We start from the raw sequence: 21059 nt of genomic DNA on the forward strand, positions 1-21059 counted from the left end.
ATAACCCGCTTCGGCGGGTTTTTTTATGCCTGCAAAACGGGCGAAACATACCCAAGGGGTGCATCAACGTGGCAGAAGAAAACGAAATCGACCTGGAAAACCCGGCAATCAAGGCCGCTATCGCGACTGCCGTTGAAGCCTCTGTTACCGGGCTGAAAACCAAGAATACAGAGCTGCTGGGAAAGCTGAAGGACACCTCCACCAAGCTGACCCAGTTCGAAACCCAGTTTGAAGGCATCGACATCGACGCCGTCAAAGGCTTGCTCAGTCGTGCCGGCCAGGACGAAGAAACCAAGCTGCTGACCGAGGGCAAGGTGGACGAGGTCTTCAACCGCCGCACTGAGCGCCTGCGCGGTGACTACGACAAGCAGTTGAAGGCCATCAGCGAGCGCGCCGAGAAGGCCGAATCCTTCGCCGCCAAGTTCAAGGGCAAAGTCCTGGGCGACTCGGTGCGCGGCGCAGCACTGAAGGCCGGCGCTCTCCCCGAAGCAACAGACGACATCATCCTGCGCGCCAAAGGCGTGTTCACCCTTAACGAAGATGGCGATGCGGTCGCCGTTGATGAATCCGGCCAGGTCATCCTCGGTAAAGACGGCAAGACCCCTCTGACTCCGCTCGAATGGGCGGAATCTCTGCGTGAAAGCGCACCTCACCTGTGGCCAAGGGCTTCAGGGACATTTGCCCCGGGCGGGGGTGGCGGCAAGGCTGCATTCAAGCGCTCCGAAATGACCTCCGAGCAGAAGCGCGACTTTCAGCGCAAGCACGGCCAGACCGCATATCTGCAATTGCCCAAGTAAGGGGATTAACCCATGGCTACAACCGTTAACGGCGACCTGATCATCTACAACGATGAGGCGCAGACCGCATACCTGGAGCGAGTCCAGGACAACCTGGATGTGTTCAACGCATCCTCCAATGGCGCGATGGTGCTGGACAACGAACTGATCGAGGGCGACTTCCGCAAGCGCGCCCTCTACAAGCTGAACGGCTCCCTGGAACACCGTGACGTCAACTCCGAAGGCAAGGTAACTGCCAAGAAGATCAGCGCTGGTGAAGCTGTCGGCGTCAAGGCTCCCTGGAAGTACGGCCCGTACCAGACCACCGAAGAGGCGTTCAAGCGCCGCGGTCGTCCGGTTGAGGAATTCTCCCAGATCGTCGGTGCCGATGTTGCTGACGCGACCCTGGAAGGCTTCATCCAGTACGCAACTGCTGGTCTGCGTGCCGCCATCGGCTCCAACGCTGACATGGTGGTTTCGGCCAACATCGAAACCGACGGCAAGAAGACCCTGACTCGCGGCATGCGCAAGTTCGGCGACAAGTTCGGCCGGATCGCCCTGTGGGTCATGCATTCCAGCGCCTACTTCGACATTGTCGACGAAGCGATCACCAACAAGATCTATGAAGAAGCGGGCGTCGTGATCTACGGCGGCCTTCCTGGCACCCTGGGCAAGCCTGTACTGGTAACCGACACCGCGCCGGCGGATGTCATCTTCGGTCTGTTGCCGAATGCCGTAACAATCACCGAGTCGCAGGCTCCGGGCTTCCGTTCGTACGAAGTTAACGACGAAGAGAACCTGAGCATTGGCTACCGCGCGGAGGGCACCGTGAACATCGACGTGCTGGGCTACAGCTGGAAAGCCACCACTGGCGGATCCAACCCAACACTGGCTGCCGTCGGCTCCGCTGCCAACTGGGTAAAACACGCAGGCAGCAACAAGGTCACCGCCGGCGTGATGATCAAGCTCACTGCGACTCCTCCTGCCTCTGGCGACTAAGTCTGAAACTCAACGCGCGGTCAGCGATGGCCGCCTTGGAGAAACACATGGAATTGACTTACAGCAACCAACTCTCCGGCTTCGACCCGGAGAAGCGTTACCGCAACCCGGAACACTTCGACAAGCCAGAAGCGGGAGTGACCAGTGTGCTGGTAATCGGCCATTGGCCGAGCGTTGTTGATGCGTATGAAGCGGCCGGCATTGACGTGTCGGTGAAGGAGGCCAAGCGGGTGCAGATTGTTGGCGCCGCCAATCAGGTCGAACTGGAAAAAATCATCGCGGCTTTGCGGGCTGAACATGGATCGATCCAGATCCTAGTTGACGGCCTGGAAGCTGGCGAGATTCACCGTCCCGAGTCGGGCGAGCTGGCGGTGCGTTTGTATGAATTACTGGGCACCATTCATGCCTCAGTTGGCGAACTGACCGCCGAGCGTGACGGCCTGCTTCTTACTGTCGACGGGCTGCGTGATGAGGTTGAAGCGCTGAAGGAGGCCGCCGTCATGCCGCCGGCTGGAGAGGCTGGTGAAATCGCCGCGCTGAAAGCAAAGCTCGATGAGGCCAAGGTTCCGTACCGGGCCAACGCTTCTAAAGAATCCCTGGAAAAGCTCGTCGCTGAGCTGACCAAGGAGTAATACTGCTGGCTGTCGGTTATCCGGCGGCTAATCTTCAAGCCATTCCAGCGAGTTGACGCATGACACTCATCATCGAGACCGGACAGGGACTTCCTGACGCTGAAAGCTACGCGAGCGCCGAGGACCTGGCCATGTATGCCGTGAAGTTCGGCACGGTCATTCCTGAGGGTGTTCCAGCGCAGGAAGCGTTGCTGCGCCGGGCCGCTTTGGCTATGGATGGCATGACCTGGAAAGGGCGCAAGACCAATAGCGAGCAGGGCTTGTCCTGGCCGCGCCGTGAAGTGCTGCTTGATCACGAGATCAAGCCGAACAACTACCTGCCGGCGCGGATTCAGTACGGCCAGATGGCCCTGGCCGCCGAAATCCATCAGGACGATATCGACCCGGTGGAAAAACGCAAGGGCGCGGTTCTGCTTGATCGTGTTGAAGGGGCGGTGACCCGGCAGTACGCGGCGATCCCAAGCACCAGCAACCGGCTACTGCCAGCGGCACCGGATCGGCCAAGTGCTACGCAGTTTGCCGACTACCTACAAAAGCGCGGTCTGTTCGCAGTCAGGGCTTAGTGATAGCGTGAAGACTCACTTATAGGGAGTTTGAACATGTCCGACAAATACAGCGATGATGAGCAGAAAGCTTGGGATGTTTATTTCTCTGCTGCGCTTCCGCTTGCCAAGGCAGAGGGTGAGGCGACTGGAAATAATGTCGCCGGGTCATGGACCGAGGTGCTGAAACAAGCAGCGAACATCGCCGACAACATGATTGATGAGCGTCGCAAGCGTAAACCGGTACCCGAATATCACTTGGGCACATTCAACATTTAAGCCCTACTGGAGCCACCATGGCCTTCTACGACGAAATGGCCGTGATGGCTCTGGAGATGATCACAGAGTTCGGCCAGCCTGTGACTATCAGCAAGACTGAACCGGGCGAGTACGACCCGGAGACGGGCGGCGAAGCGCCGGGAGCAACTGTCGAGCAAATCGCCCAGGGTATCCTGCTCGACTTCACCGGTCTCGAATTCCAGAACAACAGCCTGATCAAACAGGGCGACAAGAAGCTCAAGATCGCCGCGCAGGGTTTGGCCTGGGTCCCCGGCCTACTCGACAAAGTTGTGGCCCAGGGCCGCACCTGGTCAATCGTCCCTCCGCTGAAAGAGGTCAACCCTGCTGGCACTCCGATCCTGTATGAACTGCAGGTACGGTCGTGAGCCTGGCCGGCGCCGGACAGTCCGGCAGCTTCGCCTTGAGCCTGGCCGAATTCGCCACCCAGGCCAGCGAAGCCATCGACGCGAGCGTACGTGAGATCATCATCGAGGTTGGCAGCAGCCTGATCCGCATGTCTCCTGTGGGCAACCCAGAGATATGGGCACAGAACGCCGTAGCGACCCAGTACAACAAGGCCGTCGACGACCACAACAGCGCGCTGCGCAGCGATCCGGCCAACCTCACGAAAGGTGGCAGGCTGAAGAAGGGCCGCAAGCTCAACGACGGCATGGACATCAAGGCGCCCGAAGGCTACGTCGGCGGCCGGTTCCGCGCGAACTGGCACATCTCGCTGGGCGTGGTCGAGAGCGTTACCTTCGACGAGGTGGATCCGAGCGGCGCCGAAACCACTGCCGCACTGGTCGCCGCAATGAGCGACTTCACCGCGGGCCAGATGGCCTACATCATCAACAACTTGCCCTACGCGATCCCGCTGGAGTTCGGCCACTCGACCCAGGCCCCCGGCGGCATGGTTCGGGTAACCGTGGCTCGCTTTCAGCAGATCGTGCTGGAGGCCATCAGGAACAACCAAGTATGAGCCATGCAATCATCACCTCGATCTATGAGGCAAAGCTGATCGCCTGGAACGCTGCCAGGCCGGAGAAGCTGAAGATCGTCTTCGAGAACACAGCCTACACGCCGGTGGCGGGCGAAACCTACCTGCGGGCGTACACGATCCCGGGCGACACCGCGAGCAATACGCTCGGCGGCGATCATCGGCTGTTCACCGGCGTTTTCCAGGTGAGCATCATCGCGCCGGCGGGTACCGGGAAGACCAAGACGAACCCGATAGCAGCCGAACTGACCGAGCTGTTCCCTCTTTACGCGCGGGACACGAAGGGGGCGGTCACCGCGGTGACCATGTCGCCGGTAGATCCTGGGCCTGGTATCGCCGGCGACTCCACCTACACCGTTCCAGTTTCGTTTTCGTACCGAGCCGACACCATTTAGGCAGGACCAAAGGGGTGAGTAGGTGTCCCTTGATGGAATAGCATTTTCCACTCGCCATCCTCAAGTTTCCAGATTGACGATCTCCGCGCGTATTGCGTTGGCTCACCGATACGGGTGGATTGGGCCGCTTCGTATATCAGCAGGCAAGCATCCTTGGATATCACGGTCAGTTTGAAATTTCGCGCTAGGATTTCAGGGTGAGACTCTTGGAGGGGCAAGCTTTCAACCGTATCGGCTTTTGTATAGAAGGTCCCCGACCGACCAATTTCATGAAATTCCTTGTGCAATAGAATATCCAGCTGATCATGGTCATTTCGCACGCTCGCCTGATGCAAGCTGACCTCCAAGTTTTGAAGCAGATTGAGTAGCGTGGCCTCTGTCATCTTGGTTTTCCCTTGCGCCCCATTCCGAGGTTATCGGATTAGCACTATCACCGCCCATTGGGCAACCCCACGAACCCGCCACTAAGCGGGTTTTTTCATATCTGCAAAGAGGAAATACCCATGGGCTACAAAATCCCGAACGGCGGCACCTTCCAGCACGCCGCGACCTATGCCGCTGCGCTGGCATTTGCCACTATCACCAACGCCGCTGAGGCCCTGGCCACCGTTGTCGGCGGCACCCTGGCTGCTGGCGACATCGTCCTGCTCACTTCCGGCTGGAGCAAGCTGGATAGCAAGGTCGTGCGCGTGAAGGCGGCGACTGCTACTGCAATCACCCTGGAAAGTATCGACACTACCGACACCCAGGCCTTCCCTGTCGGTGGTGGCGCCGGGACCATGCGCAAGGTGCTGACCTGGGTTCAAATCCCGCAAATCTCCGATGTGGCCTTCTCCGGTGGCGAGCAGAACTACCTCGACGTGGTTTTTCTCGAAGACGACCAGGGCAAGCAGATTCCCACCGATAAGTCGGCTGCCAGCATGGTACTGACCCTCGCCGACGATCCGATTCAAGACTTCAACAAGGTGTTGATGAAGGCTGATGCGGGCAAGCAGGTCGAGGCCGCACGTTTGAACCTGCCGGGCAATGACACGCTGCTGTACGGCGCCTACACGTCGTTCTCCAAACAGCCGGCGGTGTCCCGTAACAACCTGCTGACCCGCACCGTCAACCTGGCGCTGCAGGCCGAGCCGACTCGCTATCTGACTGCGGTGGTGTAACCCATGGCCAAGATCCGTATCGCGCAGAACGCCACCTTCACTGCGCCAGTACTGATTCCAATCGTCGGCAGCGCGCCTGAGAAGGTTGAGTTCACCTTCAAGTACCGGGATCGCGCCGAGCTTGCCGCTTTGTTCGATGGATGGAACGAGAAGCGGGACAAGGCACGCACCGCACTTGGCGATAAACCGTCCTGGTCGGAAGTGGTCGCCGTGGACACCGAGCAGCAAACCCAGCAAATCAAGGACCTGGTAGTCGGTTGGGGCTTCGACGACGAATACAACGACGACAACATCGTTGCATTCGTGAAGTCCTGCCAGGGCGCCGCTGAGGCGGTCGTTAAAGCCCATGAAGGCGCATACAACCAGGCCCGCCTGGGAAACTGACTGACGCCGCCCGCGCGATGTACTCGCCGAGCGTGCCCGACGCGATTATCGGGATGTTCGGCCTTGCCCCGGGAGATCTGGTTGAGGAGGTGGAGGTCTGGCCCTGTAACTGGCCTGCATTCCTTCTTTTCAACCGAATGTCCACTCAGTGGCGAGCAGGCGCCGGCGGCGCGATCGGTCTCGACTACAGCTGCATCCGCGACGTGGCCGGGTTCCTCGGCATCAAAAAAAAGCAGCTCGCTGAAATCTTCCCTGACCTTCAAGTCCTGGAAGGCGAAGCCCTGCGCGTCATGGCGGAGGAAAGGGAAAACAGCCCGTAACCACGGGCACTTATTCAAGGTGAGTCGATGAACATTGCAGAACTCGGCGTCAAGATCGACTCGGCCGATGCGATCCAGGCAAAAACGAGCCTGGATGAAATGGCGAAGGCCGGCGGCCGGGCCGAGCAGTCCGCCGTTTCGCTGATGAACGAAATGCAGGCGCTGGAGAAATCGCTTTCCACCAGTGCCAAGACCACACAGGACCTGGCAAAGCAGCGTAATGCACTCGCCAAACTCACAAAGACCGGCGCCTATGGCGAGGCCGAGGCGGCGAAGATCTCCGCGCAGCTCGACAAGCAGCAGGTGGCTCTGGCCAAGTCTGCCCTTGATGAGCAGAAGGCCCTGAACAGCCTTCTCGGTGCAATCGACCCCGCCCGCGCTGCTCTGGCGAAGCTGGATACCCAGGTCGAGCAACTTGGCAAGCACCTGGACGAGGGGCGCCTGAGCCAGGAGGACTACAACAAGGCCCTGGGCAAGATCGACAAGGATTACGCCAAGCTCGAAAAGACCGCCACGGGATTCGACAAGCTGCGCCTCGGCACCCGTCAGGCGCAGGAAAACGTTGTGCAGCTGGGTAATGCGCTGTCCTCTGGCGACTGGGGTAGCGGCGTACGCGCCGTGGCTCAGTTGGGCGCGGGCGCCGGGGCGGGTGCCGCGGGGCTGCTTGCCATTCTGGGGCCGCTGGCCCTGGCCACAGCAGCCGTGGGCGGCCTAGCTGTTGCCTACTACAAAGGTAGCGATGAGCAGGACCGCTACAACAAATCACTGATCCTCACCGGTAACTACGCTGGTATCAGTGCTGGGCAGCTTGGCGATATGGCCCGTCAGGTGAGTGCCACTGTTGGCACGACCGGGCAAGCAGCCGAGGTTCTGGCTCTGCTGGCGGGCAATGGAAAAATCGCTGGCGAAAGCTTTGCCGATATCACTCTGGCTGCGGTCTCCATGCAGAAGTCCACAGGCAAGGCCGTCAGCGAGACGGTTGCCGAGTTCGAAAAGATCGCTAAGGACCCAGTAGCTGCTGCCAAAGAGCTGAACGACCAGTACCACTTCCTTACAGCATCGGTCTATTCGCAAATTGTCGCGCTGAAGGAGCAGGGCGATACGGTAGGCGCCGTAAAGCTGCTGACTGACACCTATGCCGGCGCGGTTGAAACTCGTGCGGGAGAAATCACCCAGAATCTTGGACTGATTGAACGAGGATGGAATTTCGTCCGCGATGCAGCGAAAGAGGCTCTTGACGCAACTCTTTCTGTTGGCCGCCAGCTAACACTTGAACAGCAAGCCCAGGAGATTCGCGAACGGCTCGCAAATAACAAGGGGCGGGGAGGCAGGGCAGCGGCACTGGGCATAGAAACCCGAAATACTGCCGAGGATCAAAAGCAGCTCGATTTGCTCGAAATGTACATCGAGATCGAAAAGCGGCAGACAAAATATGTCGGCGAGCGGAGAAAGTCCCAGCAGGCCGCCGTCACAGCGATGGAAAAGGTCGATGCTCTCACCAAGTCCTCCTGGACCAGCGAGCAGAAACGCACGGACGCCCTGAAGGAGTACAAGAAGCAGCTCGACGATATCCGCAAGGAGAATCCGAACGACTCCCGGCTCAACCAGGTGGCGATCGACAAAAACATCTCCAACATCAATGCCAAGTTCAAAGATCCGAAAGCGGCCAGCAATCAAATCGACCTGACCGGCTTCAACGATGCCAAGAACACCCTGTCGGGGATCCTTGGAGAGTACAAAAACGCCCAGAAGGAACTGGACGCCGCACAGAAGGCTGGCTTGGTATCGCAGTCGGATTACGCCTTGAAGCGCGAAGCCATGATCGGCAATGAACGCGACGAGGTGACGGCCGCTTACGAGGCTGAGATCGCCGCGCTGGAGGCCGCCAAGGGCAAGAAGACCACCTCGGCCGCGCAGAGCATCCAGCTGGACCAGAAGATCGCAGACGCGCGAGCAGGGATGGTAAAGGCGCAGAAGGACGCCGATAGCCAACTTGAAGTGTTGGCTACCAATGAGACCGGGCGACTCGCCAAGCAGGAGCGGGCGGTCAGCTCGTACGTGCAGGCGCTAGGGCAGCAACAGCGAGCCCTGGAGCTTGCCGGCCAGCGTGCGGTGCTCGGCGTTGGCCAGGGAGATCGGCAAAACGCGCTCAACGGGGAGCTGAACAGTCAGCAAGATCGGTTTGCACAGCAGTCGCTTGATCTGGAAAACCAGCGCTCCGATCCATCGCGCAATATGTCGGACGAAGAGTTCACCCGAAAATCGCAGGCGCTCGCCGATGCGAATAAGAAGGCGACCGATCAGATCCGGCAAAACTACGCTGATGTGGAGGCCGCCCAGGGCGATTGGACGAAGGGCGCAACATCGGCCTGGGCCAACTACCTGGATTCGGCGCAAAACATCGCCGGGCAGACCAAGAGCCTGTTCGGCAACGCGTTCAGCTCGATGGAGGATTCAATCGTCAACTTCGCCATGACCGGGAAGCTCTCGTTTGCTGACTTCACCAAGTCGATTTTGGCGGATATGGCTCGCATCGCGACACGTCAAGCAGCTTCTGGTCTTCTCGGCTCCCTTGTGGGGCTCGGTGTGTCTGCTGCTGGCTCGTACTTTGGCGGCGGCGCCGCGACATCAGCAGGGTCGACAGCTGCCGGGTATAGCCCTGAAGTATTGGCTGGCTGGTCCGGTGTGACCCAGGCAAAGGGTGGTGCCTGGTCCGGCGGCGTTCAGATGTTCGCCGACGGCGGCGCGTTTACCAACTCCATCGTCAGCAAGCCCACGGCCTTTGGCATGGTCAATGGCAAGACCGGCGTCATGGGGGAGGCTGGAGAAGAGGCAATTATGCCGCTGACCAGAACCTCCAGCGGCAAGTTGGGTGTTATAGCCATGGGCGGCGGCGGGGCGGGTGTAACGCAGATCAACGTCGAAGTGCACATCGATGGCGAGGGCAACGCTTCGTCCTCGGCTGATGCTCCCGGCTATGACCTGTTCGGCAAGGAGTTGGCCGCGTTCGTTGAGCAGAAGTACCAACAGATGCGCAACAAGGACATGGGCCAAGGCGGCGTCATCAACAAAGCAATCAAGGGGCGCTGATGGCCATCGAACGATTCATCTGGGAGACGGAGAAGGGCGCGGAAGGGGATGTCGCCCAGCGCGTCCGAACCAAGCAGTTCGGGGACGGGTACGAGCAGTCGGTCGAGGACGGCCTCAACAACCAGTCCCAGTCCTGGCCGCTCGTCTTCACTGGCGCCAAGCCTCGGGTGATGTTGATCAAGGCGTTCCTTGATCGGCACAAGGGGGCAAAGGCGTTTCTCTGGACGCCTCCCCTTGGGGATCTGGGCCTCTACAAATGCAACGGCTACAAGCCTGTGCACCGCGGCGGCCAGGTCTATGCCATCACCGCCACCTTTCAGCAAACCTTTCACCCCTGAGATAACCGCCCATGGCACTGATTACGGACATCCAGAAACTGGAGCCCGGCGGCGAAATTCGCCTGTTTGAAATTGACGGGACCGAGTACGGCGCCGATTACCTGCGCTTCCATGGGCATGCTATTCCGCATACATCCGAAGAACTGCTGGCCTACGAGCATTCCGATGAGGAGCTCCCGGCCAAGTCGATTTGGTGGCAGGGCGAGGAGTATGCGGCCTGGCCAGTGCAGATTGAGGGCATTTCCTCGAGCAGCGACGGCGCCGCCTCTCGACCGACTTTCGCCGCCGGCAACGTCAATGGGCGCGTCACGGCGCTTTGCCTGGCCTTCGAGGACCTGCTGAAGTTCAAGCTGACGGTTCGCGAGACGCTGGCCAAGTACCTGGATGCAGCGAACTTCCCGGAGGGAAACCCAACTGCTGATCCTACTCAGGAAGCGATGGAGATCTGGTACATCGACCAGAAAACTAGTGAGGACGGCGAGGCGGTGGTCTGGGAGCTGTCCTCTCCGGGCGAGATCGACAACCACGGGCTGCCCGGCCGGCAAATGACGACCTTCTGCCACTGGGCCATGACCAACGGTTATCGCGGGCCCGACTGCGGCTACACCGGCGCAGCCATGTTTGACGACGAGGACAACCCTACGGATGACCCTGCAAAGGATCAGTGCAAGGGCTGTCTATCGTCCTGCAAACTGCGCTTCGGCGAGAACAACGAACTCTCATTCGGTGGATTCCCCGCCGTATCCTTGATTGCCCGGAGCTGACTATGCGCAAGCACATCATCGCGGCCATCCAGGCGCATGCGGCCGCCGAGTACCCCAAGGAGTGCTGCGGTCTGTTGCTTGCCCTGGGCCGCGCGCAGAAGTACTTCCCGTGCAAGAACATCGCCACGGAGCCGAACGAAGAGTTCAGGCTTGACCCCGAGGACTACGCCGCGGCGGAAGACATGGGTGAGGTGATTGGCATCGTTCACTCCCACCCGGACGCTACCAGCAGGCCGTCACCGCACGACATGGCCATGTGCGAGGCCACGGCGCTGCCATGGCACATACTCAGCTGGCCAGAGGGCGACCTGCGCACGATCACGCCGACCGGCAGCACTCCGCTGCTCAAGCGCCCGTTCGTGCACGGCGCCTGGGACTGTTGGCAGGTCTGCGCTGACTGGTACGCGCGGGAATGGGGGCTTGAGTTCGAAGCCTTCCAGCGCGTCGATGGCTGGTGGGAGAGTGCGGAGAACGTCAGCCTGTACGAGCAGCACTACGAGGCTGCCGGCTTTGTGCGCGTCGACCGGCCAGAACGAGGCGACCTGATCGTCATGCACGTCGGGCGGACTGCTCATCCCAACCACGCGGGGATTTATCTGGGTACCGACCTGGCGTTACCAGGGGAAGAGTCGGGCGCGTTTGGCCCCGGGCCGTTCCTGTTGCACCATCTTTACGGAAGGCCGTCCGAGATCATCGTTTTCGGCGGCCCGTGGCATGACAGAACATGTTTGATCCTCAGGCATAAAGACGCAATACAACCAACATGACGCGGCATGGCCGCAGGAGAAAGTTATGAATCAGCCATTTGAAATAGGAGACAGCAAAACGAGCCTTCGGCATTGTGTAATTATTGATGCCGGCCGGTTCGCTGGAGTTGGCGTGGGTTTACCAGAAGATCTTGCCGCGAGGCCCCAAGAAAACGCCGACCTGTTTGAGCGTCGGCTTTCAAGGCTGGAGGATGCCTTGGGATTTGATGCTATTTGTGATCGTTGAAGAACTTTGCAATAGCCGCAACATCGGGTTTGACGGGGCCGGCCGGATGGGTCTTAGCTAATTCAACGGCGTAAGCTTGGGCGGCCTCGATAGCGCTAGTGCCCTGTGTCTCCTTTAGCTGATTTGCGAGTCCCGAAAGAATGCAGTTCAGATTCAGGAGAGATGATCCTGTGTAATTCAGAATATCTTGAATGTTGGTTTCGTTGCTCACGTTGACCTCCAGGTCATAAACGCGCCGAAATTGGCGCAATCCGTCCTTAGGCTGGCAGGCTTAGGACCGTTCAGCATCAAACAGGCTGTGAAGATGGATAGTTACTGAGGTACAGGGCTAGCTCGTCTTTCGTTCCTGGACCTGAGTCCGGGCCGGAGTGCGGAATGAAAAACGTGTTCGTGGCACGGTAATCTTTAACTGCCCGATCCACTGTGGTCATCGATGCCCAAGGCAAAAAAACATTCCCTTTCGAGAAACCTGATGCGTCTTTTTTCCCCTCAAGGAATACGGTGAGGCCTTCATTCACCTTGAGTAGCTTTTTACTTCTCAGCTCTTTAGCCGGTTTTTCGCCAAATGCAACCTTGAGGTAGTCTTCCAAGGTGTCCATTTTGTCTGGTGTAACAATAAGAAGCTGTTGAGCACCTTGAGCGGCAATGATCAGAACTCTATTAAATTCGGCCTTTCGCTCTAAATGCTCTTCGCTGTGATATTGCATATTCGTTCCTTGATTAGTTGTCCGATATTCCTCAGCGAGGCATTGGCTGAAGAAGGCATAACGCTACTACGCTGCGCTGCGCATCCGCCACTGGCTTTCCATCCACACTGGATGCCTAGACAGGAAGACTGTAGATTCAGCTCCAAAGGATGATGAACGCCCGTGGAGTGGATTTTGCGCAAACTGATTGTTGTGCTTATGCTCGGTTTTCCGTGCAGTTTTCCCGTAATCGCTGGTGATGGCAGGCCGGTCAAGGTTTCGGCCTTTGGAGCGATTGTCTCATCGAGCCTTGCTGTGACTCTTTCCCCCGTCACGCTTACCGAAGACAGTCAAGAAAGTAGCCAGAATAGTTCAAAGAGGGGGGACCGAAAGATACTTGCCGCTCGCAATGATGCCGCAGCTTTCGTCGCGAGTGATGGAGTTATTAGAGGCGCGAGCCTGGAGGCTGCGTTCGAAGTTTTGCGTACTCAGAATGAAACAAGCTCAGTTAGTGACGTCGAGCTAGCCGAAGCAGTTTTGGTTTATGAATTACGCTAGAAAAATGGAGTTTCGACCATTTGTAGCCAGCTCGCGCTGGGCTTTTTGCATCCGCCCCTCAATGAAGTGGATGCCAGGCCAAACTCGCGCTTTCAGTGTGATTCGCCTGAATCGGCGAACAGCATTCACAGGATGCTGAAATGGGTTTCATCGTTCACATCTTCTAGCTTGATCTGCACTCCATTTTCGAAGTGAAATGCTATGACGCTTCCGGTGACGGTTGGTGCCATGACGTATCCGTTTAACGCTACGCCCACAACGCCTGCGAGCGTACCAACATCGATATGTGGGCAATCCCAACCTTCTTCCGAATCGCTCCACGGTTCCGGTGGTGTTGAGGACGATCGCCAGAAGATAATGCCGCAATCAAAATAGGCCCGGTACCGTCGACCACCGAAACTAATGTGACTCACGTTCGCCGGGGCGATCACTTTCCCGTCACAGGCAAATGATTCGCAGATGAAGGAGTCGCATACCAGGCCTGTTATGTCCGGAGGTGTGCCGTTGATTTCCAGCTCAAGAGTTTGAGTCATGTGCCCTTGCTCGGTTGTAATGCGCAGAGGTTGTGCGCGATGCTTTTTACATCCTACCCCTCAGTGCTACAGTCCCGCCAAACCAATGGAGCTACATGCGATTTTGATATGGCAGTAGCGGAAGCGGTAGCTAAGTTGGCGATGTGCACGGCGTCTACGATGAATGAGGCGCGCCAAAGCGGGCCGAGAATAGCGGGTAGTTTCCCGGCAAACCAAGGAAGAAAGCGATGAGAGTGTTTTTTGTATTGCTGATGATGATCAGCGGCTATGCCTTTGCCGGCTGCGACAGCATTGGTGATTCGGACCAGCGCGCCTACTGCAAAGCCAAGGAAGGCCGTGGTAGTTGTAATTCGATCTCCTCCAGCGACCTGCGCTATACCTGCAACGCGGAAACTAATGGGAGTAGCTGCAATAGCATCAGCGACAGTGACCAGCGCTATTACTGCAATGCCAAGACCAATCATGGTAGCTGCAATTCGATCTCCGACCGCGACCTTCGCTATACCTGCAATGCTGAAACCAATGGTGGGAGCTGCAATAGCATCGATGACAGTGATAAGCGCTATTTGTGTAACGCCAAAACCAACAACGGTAGCTGCGGCTCTATCTCCGACAGCGACCTGCGTGCGCAGTGTGATGCTCTGAAGCGCTAGCCTTCAGCACCGACGACGCATTGGACAAAGTTACTGCTTGAGAGATTTCGATGCCGGAAATACTACAGTCCCGCCAAACCAAAGAGGGAACGACATGCGGATTTTGATAGCGGCGGTAGCGGTGGCGATGCTGGCGGGGTGCGTGTCACCCAGCGACCTGCGTACGAACACACCTACCGTCAGCGCGACGACGAAAAAAGAACCGAAGAAGTATGCCCTGTGCGTATTTCCTCACTGGCAGGATGCAAGATCAGAGGCGACCATGTCGGAAACCGAGAACGGTTACCGCCTCGTGATCGGCGCGATGCAGTTGACCGATGAGCTACTTGAGATCAACAAGACCTCCAGCGGCAGCTCAGTAATTTTTTATCAACGATCTGCATGGGCGCCAGGAGTTGGCCGCACAGCGATCGAGGCCGCAGTCCGCAACTGCCTGTAAATTAAATCGAATATACAGCCCGCTTTAGCGGGCTTTTTGTTGTCCTGGAGAAAAGAATGTCAGCGCTCGCGATCAATTACCAACCCATGACCACGATTTTGCTGTACGGGCAGCTAAGGCAGTTCGGAAGGTCGTTCAGGCTGTCCGTGCGGTCGCCGGCGGAAGCAATAAAAGCGCTCTGCGTGCAAATCCCAGGCTTCGAGCGGTTTCTGTCCAATGCGAAGTCAAGAGGCATTGAGTTCGCTGTATTCCGGGGCAAGAAGGCTTTGGGGGAGGGGGAACTTGGATTTGCCGGTAATGGTGAAATTCGAATAGCTCCAGTCATCACCGGCAGCAAGCGCGCCGGAATCCTTCAAACGATCATCGGCGCGATCCTAATCGCTGTTTCTTTCATCCCTGGTTTTCAGGTTCTCGCTGCGCCTGGTATCGCCCTTGTCGCTGGCGGCGTGATCCAAATGCTCAGCCCGCAGGCAGGGGGCCTCAAGACCAGTGCAGCACCTGAAAACACACCTGGGTACGCCTTCGGCAGCGCAAAGAACACCACCGCCTCCGGCAACCCAGTACCGCTCTGTATTGGCGAACGCCGCTGGGGCGGGGCGATTATCAGCGCCGCGATCTACGCCGAAGACCAGATGTAGTTATCACCCGAATTACAGCAGCCGCCCCAGAGGCGGTTTTTTATTGCCTGGAGGAAAGCATGGGCGCAGCACGCAAGATTGATGTCTATGGCGCGAAGGGCGGCTCCGAGAAGCCCAAGACTCCAACCGAAGCACCGGACAGCCTGCGCTCTGTCGCTATCGCAAAAATGCTCATTGCTATCGGCGAGGGCGAGTTCGAAGGCACGCCTACTGCGCGGGACATCTACCTCGACAACACTCCGCTGCAAGACCCTCAGGGCAACATGAACTTCCCGAACGTAAAGTGGGAGTGGCGCACCGGGGCGGTGGATCAGACCTATATCCAGGGCATCCCCTCGATCGAGAACGAAACCACGATCAGCACCGAGCTGCGTAGCGGTACACCGTGGGTTCGAGCGATCAGCAACACCCAGCTTTCTGCCGTGCGAGTACGTTTCGCCTGGCCGGCGCTACAGTCCGTGGACGCGAACAACAACATCAATGGTTACCGGATCCAGTACAAGGTCGAACTGGCAACCGATGGTGGGGCCTATCAGGAAGTCCTGAGTGAGGTAGTCGACGGCAAGACAACCAATCTTTACGAGCGAACCCGACGTATTGATTTGCCCAAGGCAGCCAGCGGCTGGCTGATGCGGATAACGCGACTGACCGTCAACCAGAACAGTCCGGGCAAGTTCTCCGACATCATGCAGATAGCGGGTTTCACCGAGGTTATTGACGCCAAGATCCGTTATCCCAATACCGCGCTGCTCTACATCGAGTTCTCGGCCGAGCAGTTCCGCAGCATTCCGGCCGTCACCGTTGGCTGTAAGGCTCGCAAATGGCAGGTACCAAGCAACTACGACCCAGTGTCGCGGACATACAACGGCATCTGGGACGGAACGCTCAAAGAGGCCTACACCAATAACCCGGTCTGGGCCACGTACGGGATCACTACGGTCGGTCGCTTCGGCCTGGGGCGACGCATCAAACCGTGGATGGTGGACAAGTGGGAGTTGTACCGGATCTCGCAGTACTGTGACCAGTTGGTGCCGGACGGGAAGGGCGGTCAGGAGCCGCGCTTCATCTGCAACCTGAACCTGCAGAGCAAGGCTGATGCCTGGTCGCTGCTGCGCGACATTTCGGCGATTTACCGGGGCATGACTTACTGGGCCCAGGGCCAGGTGTTCACCCTTTCGGATATGCCGCGCGCTACTGACTTCGACTTCGCTTACACCCGGGCAAACGTCATCGACGGCAAGTTCACGTACTCCAGTGCGTCGGAGCGCACCCGTTACACCCGCGCGCTGATCAGCTACGACAACCCGCTCAATAATTACGACACCGACGTCACAGCAGTGACTGACCAGAAGCTACAGCGGCGCTACGGCGACAACCCGCTGGAGATCAGTGCAATCGGGTGTACCCGCGAGTCGGAGGCCCAGCGCCGCGGTAAATGGGCGCTGCTCACAAACTCCAAGGATCGGGCGGTCACCTTCAAGGTCGGCCTCGACGGGCGCATTCCGCTGCCTGGGTACGTGATCCCGATCGCCGACGAGCTTCTGGCTGGACGCCCGGTGGGCGGACGCATCTCGGCGGTGAACGGCAAGGTCATCAAGTTGGACCGCGACACCCAGGCCAAGCCCGGTGACCGATTGATCCTCAACCTGCCCGACGGCAAGTGCGAGGGGCGCACCGTGCAGTTGGTCAGCGGCCGGGAGGTCACCGTGACTGTTGCTTACTCCGTGGTGCCGGAACCTGAGCTGGTGTGGGCGCTGGATGCCGATGACCTCGCAATCCCTCTGTACAGGGTGGTGAGCGTGGCCCGGCCGGAGCCCGGCGTCTTTGAAATCTCGGCCGTGCAGTACGACCCAAGCAAATTCGCGCACATCGACACTGGCGCGCGCCTGGAAGAACGGCCGATCAGCGTTGTGCCAATCACCGTGGTTCCGGCGCCGGCGAGCGTCGACATCACGTCGAACTACTCCGTTGACCAGGGCCTGGCGATCAGCACCATGAACATCTCATGGCCTGCCGTGGCTGGCGCTGTCGCGTATGACGTGGAGTGGCGCAAGGACAGCGGCAACTGGATCAAGCTGCAGCGCACTGGTTCGACCAGCGTGGACGTTACGGGAATCTACTCGGGCGCCTATCTGGCCCGGGTGCGTTCGGTGAGTGCATTCGAGATATCTTCGATTTGGAAGAGTTCAAACCTGACCAACCTGGAAGGTAAGGTAGGCCTGCCGCCGGCGGTGGCATTCCTGACCACCACCAGCCTGGTCTACGGCATCGGCATCCAGTGGGGTTTTCCACTAGGTGCTGAGGACACCCAGTGCACGGAGGTCTGGTATAGCGAATCGCCGGACCTGACAACGGCCGCGAAGCTGAGCGACTTCAGCTATCCGCAGGCCAAGCATGAAATGCACAGCCTGCTAGCAGGTGCGAGCCTGTTCTTCTGGGCGCGCTTGGTGGACCGTACTGGCAACGTTGGCCCGTTCTTCCCGATCCCTGGCGCGGTCAATGGCCAGGCCAGCTCGGACCAGACTGAGTACGACAAGTACTTTGCCGACAAGATCGGCAAGGGTGCGCTGTATCCAGGGCTGCGAGAAGAGATCGCGCTGATTTCGGGGGACAGCGACGGGTCGGTCAACGAACGGCTGAAAGAGGCCAAGGCAGAGCTGGAGGGGCTACTGGGCCAGATCACCGGGGCAGAGCCGTACAATCCGAACGAGCACTTCACCGCTGGCGCATTCACGCAAAAGGATGGGCACCTGTACCAGGCGACTGGCCCGGTACCCGCCGGCGAAGCGCCGCCAAACCCGCTGTACTGGAAGGATATCGGCACGATCCTGCAAACCACCAACGCGCTGGCCCAGCAGGTTCAACTGGTTACCAGCATGATCGAGGAGATCGAGGGCCAGGTGGTGGCCACGGCTACATCGGTAGAGGCGCTGCGTTCGGCCGCCCGTGGTGATGATGGCGCGGGTGACCTGGCGGACGCTGTGAAAGGGTGGCAATCGACCGCTGATCTCGGGATTGAGAAGCGCACCTGGGCCACGGAAAGCGATGCAATGGCGCGGCAACTCACCACGATGGAGGCGCGGGTGGGGGCGAACCAGTCCGGGCTGACCGTGCTGGAGCAGGTGGTGGCCAACAACAAGCAGACGGCAGCCACCCAACTGACGCAGCTCAAAAGCGACTTGGAGTTGACCGAAGGGAAGGTCGCTGGGAATGCGCAGGCCATTACCGGCCTCGACACCAAGGTCACCAACCTCGACGGCAAGGTCACATCTCAAGCGTCCAGCAATGAGGCGCTGCGGGCCTCGGTGCGCGGCGATGATGGTTCCGGCGATCTTGCCGGTGCGATTAAGGCCTGGGAGTCGACAACCAGCTTTGAGGTCGAGAAGAAGGTGCAGGCTTCCGCTAATCAGGCGCTGGCCAGAACATCGGAAACCCTGCAGTCGAGTATCGGCGAGACCAACGCCTCGGTTCAGCAAGTGAGCGAGACGGTTGTTGATCTCAACGGCAAGGTATCTGCCCAAACGACGATCAAGGCCCAAACCATTGCCAACGGCAAGAAGGTGATGGCCGGTCTGGCGCTGGGCAGTGACGGGGAAACGTCGGAGATCCTGGCGTTTGCGCAGCGCTTTGCGATTGTCGACGAGGTCAGTGGGCAGTTGATTACGCCGTTCGTTGTGAGCGGCGGCCAGGTGTTCATCAACCAGGCGGTGATCAACAAGGCATTTATCCAGGAGATCATCCTGGGCATGACGCTGCGATCTGAGGCCATCGACTCCAGGGGGCGCCCGCTGCTGGAGATCAATGTGAAGGCGGGCACATTCGTGCTGCGCGGCGATGGTACTGGCGGCTCGATCTTGCTCAATAACAACGGCCTTGCTGTGTATGACGGTAATGACGTACGTCGGACAATGACCGGCAATCTAAGACTTTGACTGGATTGAAGTTGCAGGGGAGGTGCGGGCATGGACTTTGGTTTAAGTGTGTTTGACGCTAACGGCGTTAAAACATTAGGTATGGAGGATTTCACGCTACAGAAGTTGGCGGTGTTGATAGTTCCGGCGGCAACTGGTGGTGGAAGAGGTTCTAACTATGAGTACATCCTTATGGATGTTCCAGGCTATGACCCCGCCACCTGCTTTGTCACGATCACCCCCAAAGTTTACGCGCCGTATGATCAGCGTGGTTACCCTGATACTTGGGGTGGCTTACCGACTTACACAAACTTGGGCGGGACAAGAATTGCGATTTACACACAAATCAATTACCGCGAGCCGGACGGTGGTGGCGGCGGGAAAAACCGCGAGATGTGGACGCGCAATGTTGTGGAGAGCGTCGTAGAAGTGGTCAAGGTAAATTGATATGGATGACTACGGTTTTGTCGCTGTAAACGATCACGGATCTGTCAGCATCAGCAGCGTGTACAAAGTTCTGGTGTTCTCCGAGCGAGGGCAGTTCAGAATCCAGTCTCGCTACACTGATAAGGAAGGCAAAGGTCAGTTTACCTTTGCCAAACCTATTCGCACCGTGGAACCCCCCCAAATATTTTTGAGGACGATATCGGCATCACACGCCAGCCTTGGACTGTATACCTCCATTGAAGGATCTTCCGGTAACTGGACCGGGTTTCATGTCACATCAGCAGTTCGGGGCGGAAGCGTGTTGCAAGACTATTTAATGGAGTTTGTGTCTTGCAAATATTCCGACCAAAGCAGTTCATCTGAATACGGACTTGAAGTGCGCGATGCGCAAAATCGAATAATGTTTGTGTCCAGCGACAGGGTGGTTCGCTATGGGAAGTTCTCAAAGAACTGGACTATTGGCAGAGGGACTTTTGTCGATATCTACTACAGCGATGTAACGGTTGATGCTGATGATTTTATAAGTGTGTCAAGTCTTGATCGAGGAATCATGTGGTTTGCAAACGCCTCGAAATATGCGGGCATCACAATTTTAGAGGGCGGAGTTCAGGTTTTGCATATTTTCAATCAGAAGCACTACTTGGAGCGATTCTACTGGCAAGGATCGGATGGCTTCTGCCTAAGTATTCCCGTCTGTAAATTTCCAATAGAACGCTACTACAACTAATTTCAAGTGCCGATGTGGGCACTCAACTGGAGAAACCTATGGCTTCTTGGTTTTCAGAAGGGACTGTGAGCGTGCAGAACGGGAGCCCGACAATAACGGGCGTCGGCACCAAGTTCTCGAACTGCCGTGCCGGGGATATGTTCGTCGGCCCTGACCAGGGCATCTATCAAGTGATCAACCCAGCCAGCGATACGTCGCTTGCCATTTCGCCGGCGTACCGTGGGCCGGCCGTTGGCGGCGCCGGGTACGGGATCGTGCCCGTCAATGGCTACCCCAAAGCCCTGGCCGACGCGGTGAACCAATTTGTTCAGCAGTGGGGCGCAACACTCGCGGGCCTGGGTGATGTGTCCACTCAGGATGTCGTGCCGGTGGCCATGGGCGGTACCGGTGGCAGAAACCCGGCTGAGGGGCGCTCAGGCCTGGGGCTGGGCACTGCTGCAACAGCGGCGCTGACCGTGGGCAATGCGGATACCACACCAGGGCGAGTGCTGAAAAATGGAGACCTTGGCCTTGGTGCAGACTGTGTAGGGATTTCAGATTGGACTGCCGCCTACGATGAACTTGGCGGCGCGCTTATCGCCGGTAATGCGATCTTTCCCGGCGGCACCGGGGAGTCGATCAACGCAACAGGTATCACCTTGAGGCGTTCTGGCCGCGTTGGCGCTCAGATCATGATTTACAACGGTGATAACCAGTTCCTCTTTCGTTCGGCATTCAACGGGTTCCTTCCGTGGGTGCGGATGTACCACACCGGCAACACCACCCGCATGGCCGACAACACACTAAGGGCGATCTGAT

28 protein-coding genes are annotated in these 21059 nt (G+C 58.2%); 24 read left to right on the forward strand and 4 right to left on the reverse strand.

All coding sequences use genetic code 11. From position 1 onward, the window contains the following. The first annotated feature begins 68 nt into the window (after positions 1-68). Genes ACSSVH_RS10680 through ACSSVH_RS10715 form a run of 8 tightly spaced genes read left to right on the forward strand, consistent with a single transcriptional unit; the run spans position 69 to position 4620 of the window. The gene (locus ACSSVH_RS10680; RefSeq protein WP_492634495.1) at positions 69-797 is read left to right on the forward strand and encodes a hypothetical protein; all 729 of its coding nucleotides are present in this window, start codon (positions 69-71) and stop codon (positions 795-797) included. A 12-nt stretch (positions 798-809) separates the two neighbouring features. Continuing rightward, positions 810-1775 carry a major capsid protein gene (locus ACSSVH_RS10685; protein ID WP_492634496.1) on the forward strand — a complete coding sequence of 322 codons (966 nt, stop codon included), beginning with the start codon at positions 810-812 and terminating at the stop codon, positions 1773-1775. A gap of 47 nt (positions 1776-1822) precedes the next feature. After that, positions 1823-2407 (forward strand): hypothetical protein, encoded by a 585-nt coding sequence (locus ACSSVH_RS10690; protein ID WP_492634497.1) that lies wholly within the window; start codon positions 1823-1825, stop codon positions 2405-2407. A gap of 59 nt (positions 2408-2466) precedes the next feature. Beyond that, positions 2467-2970 carry a DnaT-like ssDNA-binding protein gene (locus ACSSVH_RS10695; RefSeq protein WP_492634498.1) on the forward strand — a complete coding sequence of 168 codons (504 nt, stop codon included), beginning with the start codon at positions 2467-2469 and terminating at the stop codon, positions 2968-2970. Positions 2971-3006: 36 nt separating this feature from the next. Beyond that, positions 3007-3228 (forward strand): hypothetical protein, encoded by a 222-nt coding sequence (locus tag ACSSVH_RS10700; RefSeq protein WP_492634499.1) that lies wholly within the window; start codon positions 3007-3009, stop codon positions 3226-3228. Between the two features lie 17 nt (positions 3229-3245). After that, the gene (locus ACSSVH_RS10705; RefSeq protein WP_232565782.1) at positions 3246-3614 is read left to right on the forward strand and encodes a hypothetical protein; all 369 of its coding nucleotides are present in this window, start codon (positions 3246-3248) and stop codon (positions 3612-3614) included. Next, the gene (locus ACSSVH_RS10710) at positions 3611-4207 is read left to right on the forward strand and encodes a hypothetical protein (protein ID WP_492634500.1); all 597 of its coding nucleotides are present in this window, start codon (positions 3611-3613) and stop codon (positions 4205-4207) included. Before ACSSVH_RS10705 ends, ACSSVH_RS10710 begins: the two co-directional genes overlap by 4 nt. Next, the gene (locus tag ACSSVH_RS10715; protein ID WP_492634501.1) at positions 4204-4620 is read left to right on the forward strand and encodes a phage tail terminator-like protein; all 417 of its coding nucleotides are present in this window, start codon (positions 4204-4206) and stop codon (positions 4618-4620) included. The genes ACSSVH_RS10710 and ACSSVH_RS10715 overlap by 4 nt, the downstream gene beginning before the upstream one ends. Here ACSSVH_RS10715 and ACSSVH_RS10720 read toward each other — a convergent pair. Then, positions 4617-5003, reverse strand: a complete 387-nt coding sequence (locus tag ACSSVH_RS10720; protein WP_492634502.1) for a nuclear transport factor 2 family protein — start codon at positions 5001-5003, stop codon at positions 4617-4619. The genes ACSSVH_RS10715 and ACSSVH_RS10720 overlap by 4 nt on opposite strands. A gap of 120 nt (positions 5004-5123) precedes the next feature. Between ACSSVH_RS10720 and ACSSVH_RS10725 the strand changes: the two genes are divergently transcribed. The 8 genes from ACSSVH_RS10725 to ACSSVH_RS10760 are packed head-to-tail and all read left to right on the forward strand — an operon-like array spanning position 5124 to position 11669. Next, on the forward strand, positions 5124-5780 hold the full coding sequence (locus ACSSVH_RS10725) for a phage tail protein (RefSeq protein ID WP_492634503.1): 657 nt from the start codon (positions 5124-5126) through the stop codon (positions 5778-5780). Positions 5781-5783: 3 nt separating this feature from the next. After that, positions 5784-6164, forward strand: coding sequence for a phage tail assembly chaperone (locus ACSSVH_RS10730; protein WP_492634504.1), 381 nt, complete (start codon positions 5784-5786; stop codon positions 6162-6164). Between the two features lie 17 nt (positions 6165-6181). After that, positions 6182-6484, forward strand: coding sequence for a DUF1799 domain-containing protein (locus ACSSVH_RS10735; protein ID WP_492634505.1), 303 nt, complete (start codon positions 6182-6184; stop codon positions 6482-6484). Between the two features lie 27 nt (positions 6485-6511). Continuing rightward, positions 6512-9574 carry a phage tail tape measure protein gene (locus ACSSVH_RS10740; RefSeq protein ID WP_492634506.1) on the forward strand — a complete coding sequence of 1021 codons (3063 nt, stop codon included), beginning with the start codon at positions 6512-6514 and terminating at the stop codon, positions 9572-9574. After that, on the forward strand, positions 9574-9912 hold the full coding sequence (locus ACSSVH_RS10745) for a phage tail protein (RefSeq protein ID WP_154907523.1): 339 nt from the start codon (positions 9574-9576) through the stop codon (positions 9910-9912). The genes ACSSVH_RS10740 and ACSSVH_RS10745 overlap by 1 nt, the downstream gene beginning before the upstream one ends. Before the next feature lie 11 nt (positions 9913-9923). Next, positions 9924-10676, forward strand: a complete 753-nt coding sequence (locus tag ACSSVH_RS10750) for a phage minor tail protein L (RefSeq protein ID WP_492634507.1) — start codon at positions 9924-9926, stop codon at positions 10674-10676. Between the two features lie 2 nt (positions 10677-10678). Further along, complete coding sequence (locus tag ACSSVH_RS10755) at positions 10679-11443, forward strand: C40 family peptidase (RefSeq protein ID WP_492634508.1); 765 nt, start codon at positions 10679-10681, stop codon at positions 11441-11443. A 25-nt stretch (positions 11444-11468) separates the two neighbouring features. After that, positions 11469-11669: a hypothetical protein gene (locus ACSSVH_RS10760; RefSeq protein WP_492634509.1), complete on the forward strand. Its 201-nt coding sequence runs from the start codon at positions 11469-11471 to the stop codon at positions 11667-11669. Here ACSSVH_RS10760 and ACSSVH_RS10765 read toward each other — a convergent pair. Both ACSSVH_RS10765 and ACSSVH_RS10770 read right to left on the reverse strand, forming a co-directional pair. Beyond that, complete coding sequence (locus ACSSVH_RS10765) at positions 11653-11880, reverse strand: hypothetical protein (protein WP_492634510.1); 228 nt, start codon at positions 11878-11880, stop codon at positions 11653-11655. The genes ACSSVH_RS10760 and ACSSVH_RS10765 overlap by 17 nt on opposite strands. A gap of 76 nt (positions 11881-11956) precedes the next feature. Continuing rightward, a complete protein-coding gene (locus ACSSVH_RS10770) occupies positions 11957-12376 on the reverse strand; it encodes a hypothetical protein (protein ID WP_492634511.1) in 420 nt (139 codons plus the stop codon). A 174-nt stretch (positions 12377-12550) separates the two neighbouring features. On the opposite strand from ACSSVH_RS10770, the gene ACSSVH_RS10775 reads away from it, so the two are divergent. After that, positions 12551-12913 carry a DUF2388 domain-containing protein gene (locus tag ACSSVH_RS10775; RefSeq protein WP_432755567.1) on the forward strand — a complete coding sequence of 121 codons (363 nt, stop codon included), beginning with the start codon at positions 12551-12553 and terminating at the stop codon, positions 12911-12913. A gap of 125 nt (positions 12914-13038) precedes the next feature. Here the strand turns inward: ACSSVH_RS10775 and ACSSVH_RS10780 are convergent, their stop codons facing one another. Then, a complete protein-coding gene (locus ACSSVH_RS10780) occupies positions 13039-13446 on the reverse strand; it encodes a hypothetical protein (RefSeq protein ID WP_432755568.1) in 408 nt (135 codons plus the stop codon). 227 nt (positions 13447-13673) lie between these two features. Between ACSSVH_RS10780 and ACSSVH_RS10785 the strand changes: the two genes are divergently transcribed. The 7 genes from ACSSVH_RS10785 (at position 13674) to ACSSVH_RS10815 (ending at position 21058) form a co-directional block, all read left to right on the forward strand. Continuing rightward, complete coding sequence (locus ACSSVH_RS10785; RefSeq protein WP_432755569.1) at positions 13674-14099, forward strand: hypothetical protein; 426 nt, start codon at positions 13674-13676, stop codon at positions 14097-14099. 94 nt (positions 14100-14193) lie between these two features. Continuing rightward, on the forward strand, positions 14194-14538 hold the full coding sequence (locus ACSSVH_RS10790; protein ID WP_492634512.1) for a hypothetical protein: 345 nt from the start codon (positions 14194-14196) through the stop codon (positions 14536-14538). Between the two features lie 56 nt (positions 14539-14594). Then, positions 14595-15176: a tail assembly protein gene (locus ACSSVH_RS10795; RefSeq protein WP_492634513.1), complete on the forward strand. Its 582-nt coding sequence runs from the start codon at positions 14595-14597 to the stop codon at positions 15174-15176. A gap of 59 nt (positions 15177-15235) precedes the next feature. Next, positions 15236-19108, forward strand: coding sequence for a TipJ family phage tail tip protein (gene gpJ / locus ACSSVH_RS10800; RefSeq protein WP_492634514.1), 3873 nt, complete (start codon positions 15236-15238; stop codon positions 19106-19108). Positions 19109-19138: 30 nt separating this feature from the next. Beyond that, on the forward strand, positions 19139-19534 hold the full coding sequence (locus ACSSVH_RS10805; protein WP_492634515.1) for a hypothetical protein: 396 nt from the start codon (positions 19139-19141) through the stop codon (positions 19532-19534). 1 nt (position 19535) lies between these two features. Next, the gene (locus ACSSVH_RS10810; protein ID WP_170044696.1) at positions 19536-20261 is read left to right on the forward strand and encodes a hypothetical protein; all 726 of its coding nucleotides are present in this window, start codon (positions 19536-19538) and stop codon (positions 20259-20261) included. A gap of 38 nt (positions 20262-20299) precedes the next feature. Then, positions 20300-21058 carry a hypothetical protein gene (locus ACSSVH_RS10815; RefSeq protein WP_492634516.1) on the forward strand — a complete coding sequence of 253 codons (759 nt, stop codon included), beginning with the start codon at positions 20300-20302 and terminating at the stop codon, positions 21056-21058. Position 21059 lies beyond the last annotated feature (1 nt).

The organism is Pseudomonas sp. HC1(2025) (genome assembly GCF_058742075.1).

Coding starts and splice junctions, on each gene's coding strand:
- ACSSVH_RS10685 (WP_492634496.1), top strand. CDS start 810: ATGGCTACAACCGTTAACGGCGACCTGATCATCTACAACGATGAGGCG.
- ACSSVH_RS10690 (WP_492634497.1), top strand. CDS start 1,823: ATGGAATTGACTTACAGCAACCAACTCTCCGGCTTCGACCCGGAGAAG.
- ACSSVH_RS10695 (WP_492634498.1), top strand. CDS start 2,467: ATGACACTCATCATCGAGACCGGACAGGGACTTCCTGACGCTGAAAGC.
- ACSSVH_RS10700 (WP_492634499.1), top strand. CDS start 3,007: ATGTCCGACAAATACAGCGATGATGAGCAGAAAGCTTGGGATGTTTAT.
- ACSSVH_RS10705 (WP_232565782.1), top strand. CDS start 3,246: ATGGCCTTCTACGACGAAATGGCCGTGATGGCTCTGGAGATGATCACA.
- ACSSVH_RS10715 (WP_492634501.1), top strand. CDS start 4,204: ATGAGCCATGCAATCATCACCTCGATCTATGAGGCAAAGCTGATCGCC.
- ACSSVH_RS10720 (WP_492634502.1), bottom strand. CDS start 5,003: ATGACAGAGGCCACGCTACTCAATCTGCTTCAAAACTTGGAGGTCAGC.
- ACSSVH_RS10725 (WP_492634503.1), top strand. CDS start 5,124: ATGGGCTACAAAATCCCGAACGGCGGCACCTTCCAGCACGCCGCGACC.
- ACSSVH_RS10730 (WP_492634504.1), top strand. CDS start 5,784: ATGGCCAAGATCCGTATCGCGCAGAACGCCACCTTCACTGCGCCAGTA.
- ACSSVH_RS10735 (WP_492634505.1), top strand. CDS start 6,182: ATGTACTCGCCGAGCGTGCCCGACGCGATTATCGGGATGTTCGGCCTT.
- ACSSVH_RS10740 (WP_492634506.1), top strand. CDS start 6,512: ATGAACATTGCAGAACTCGGCGTCAAGATCGACTCGGCCGATGCGATC.
- ACSSVH_RS10745 (WP_154907523.1), top strand. CDS start 9,574: ATGGCCATCGAACGATTCATCTGGGAGACGGAGAAGGGCGCGGAAGGG.
- ACSSVH_RS10750 (WP_492634507.1), top strand. CDS start 9,924: ATGGCACTGATTACGGACATCCAGAAACTGGAGCCCGGCGGCGAAATT.
- ACSSVH_RS10755 (WP_492634508.1), top strand. CDS start 10,679: ATGCGCAAGCACATCATCGCGGCCATCCAGGCGCATGCGGCCGCCGAG.
- ACSSVH_RS10760 (WP_492634509.1), top strand. CDS start 11,469: ATGAATCAGCCATTTGAAATAGGAGACAGCAAAACGAGCCTTCGGCAT.
- ACSSVH_RS10770 (WP_492634511.1), bottom strand. CDS start 12,376: ATGCAATATCACAGCGAAGAGCATTTAGAGCGAAAGGCCGAATTTAAT.
- ACSSVH_RS10780 (WP_432755568.1), bottom strand. CDS start 13,446: ATGACTCAAACTCTTGAGCTGGAAATCAACGGCACACCTCCGGACATA.
- ACSSVH_RS10785 (WP_432755569.1), top strand. CDS start 13,674: ATGAGAGTGTTTTTTGTATTGCTGATGATGATCAGCGGCTATGCCTTT.
- ACSSVH_RS10790 (WP_492634512.1), top strand. CDS start 14,194: ATGCGGATTTTGATAGCGGCGGTAGCGGTGGCGATGCTGGCGGGGTGC.
- ACSSVH_RS10795 (WP_492634513.1), top strand. CDS start 14,595: ATGTCAGCGCTCGCGATCAATTACCAACCCATGACCACGATTTTGCTG.
- gpJ (WP_492634514.1), top strand. CDS start 15,236: ATGGGCGCAGCACGCAAGATTGATGTCTATGGCGCGAAGGGCGGCTCC.
- ACSSVH_RS10805 (WP_492634515.1), top strand. CDS start 19,139: ATGGACTTTGGTTTAAGTGTGTTTGACGCTAACGGCGTTAAAACATTA.
- ACSSVH_RS10810 (WP_170044696.1), top strand. CDS start 19,536: ATGGATGACTACGGTTTTGTCGCTGTAAACGATCACGGATCTGTCAGC.
- ACSSVH_RS10815 (WP_492634516.1), top strand. CDS start 20,300: ATGGCTTCTTGGTTTTCAGAAGGGACTGTGAGCGTGCAGAACGGGAGC.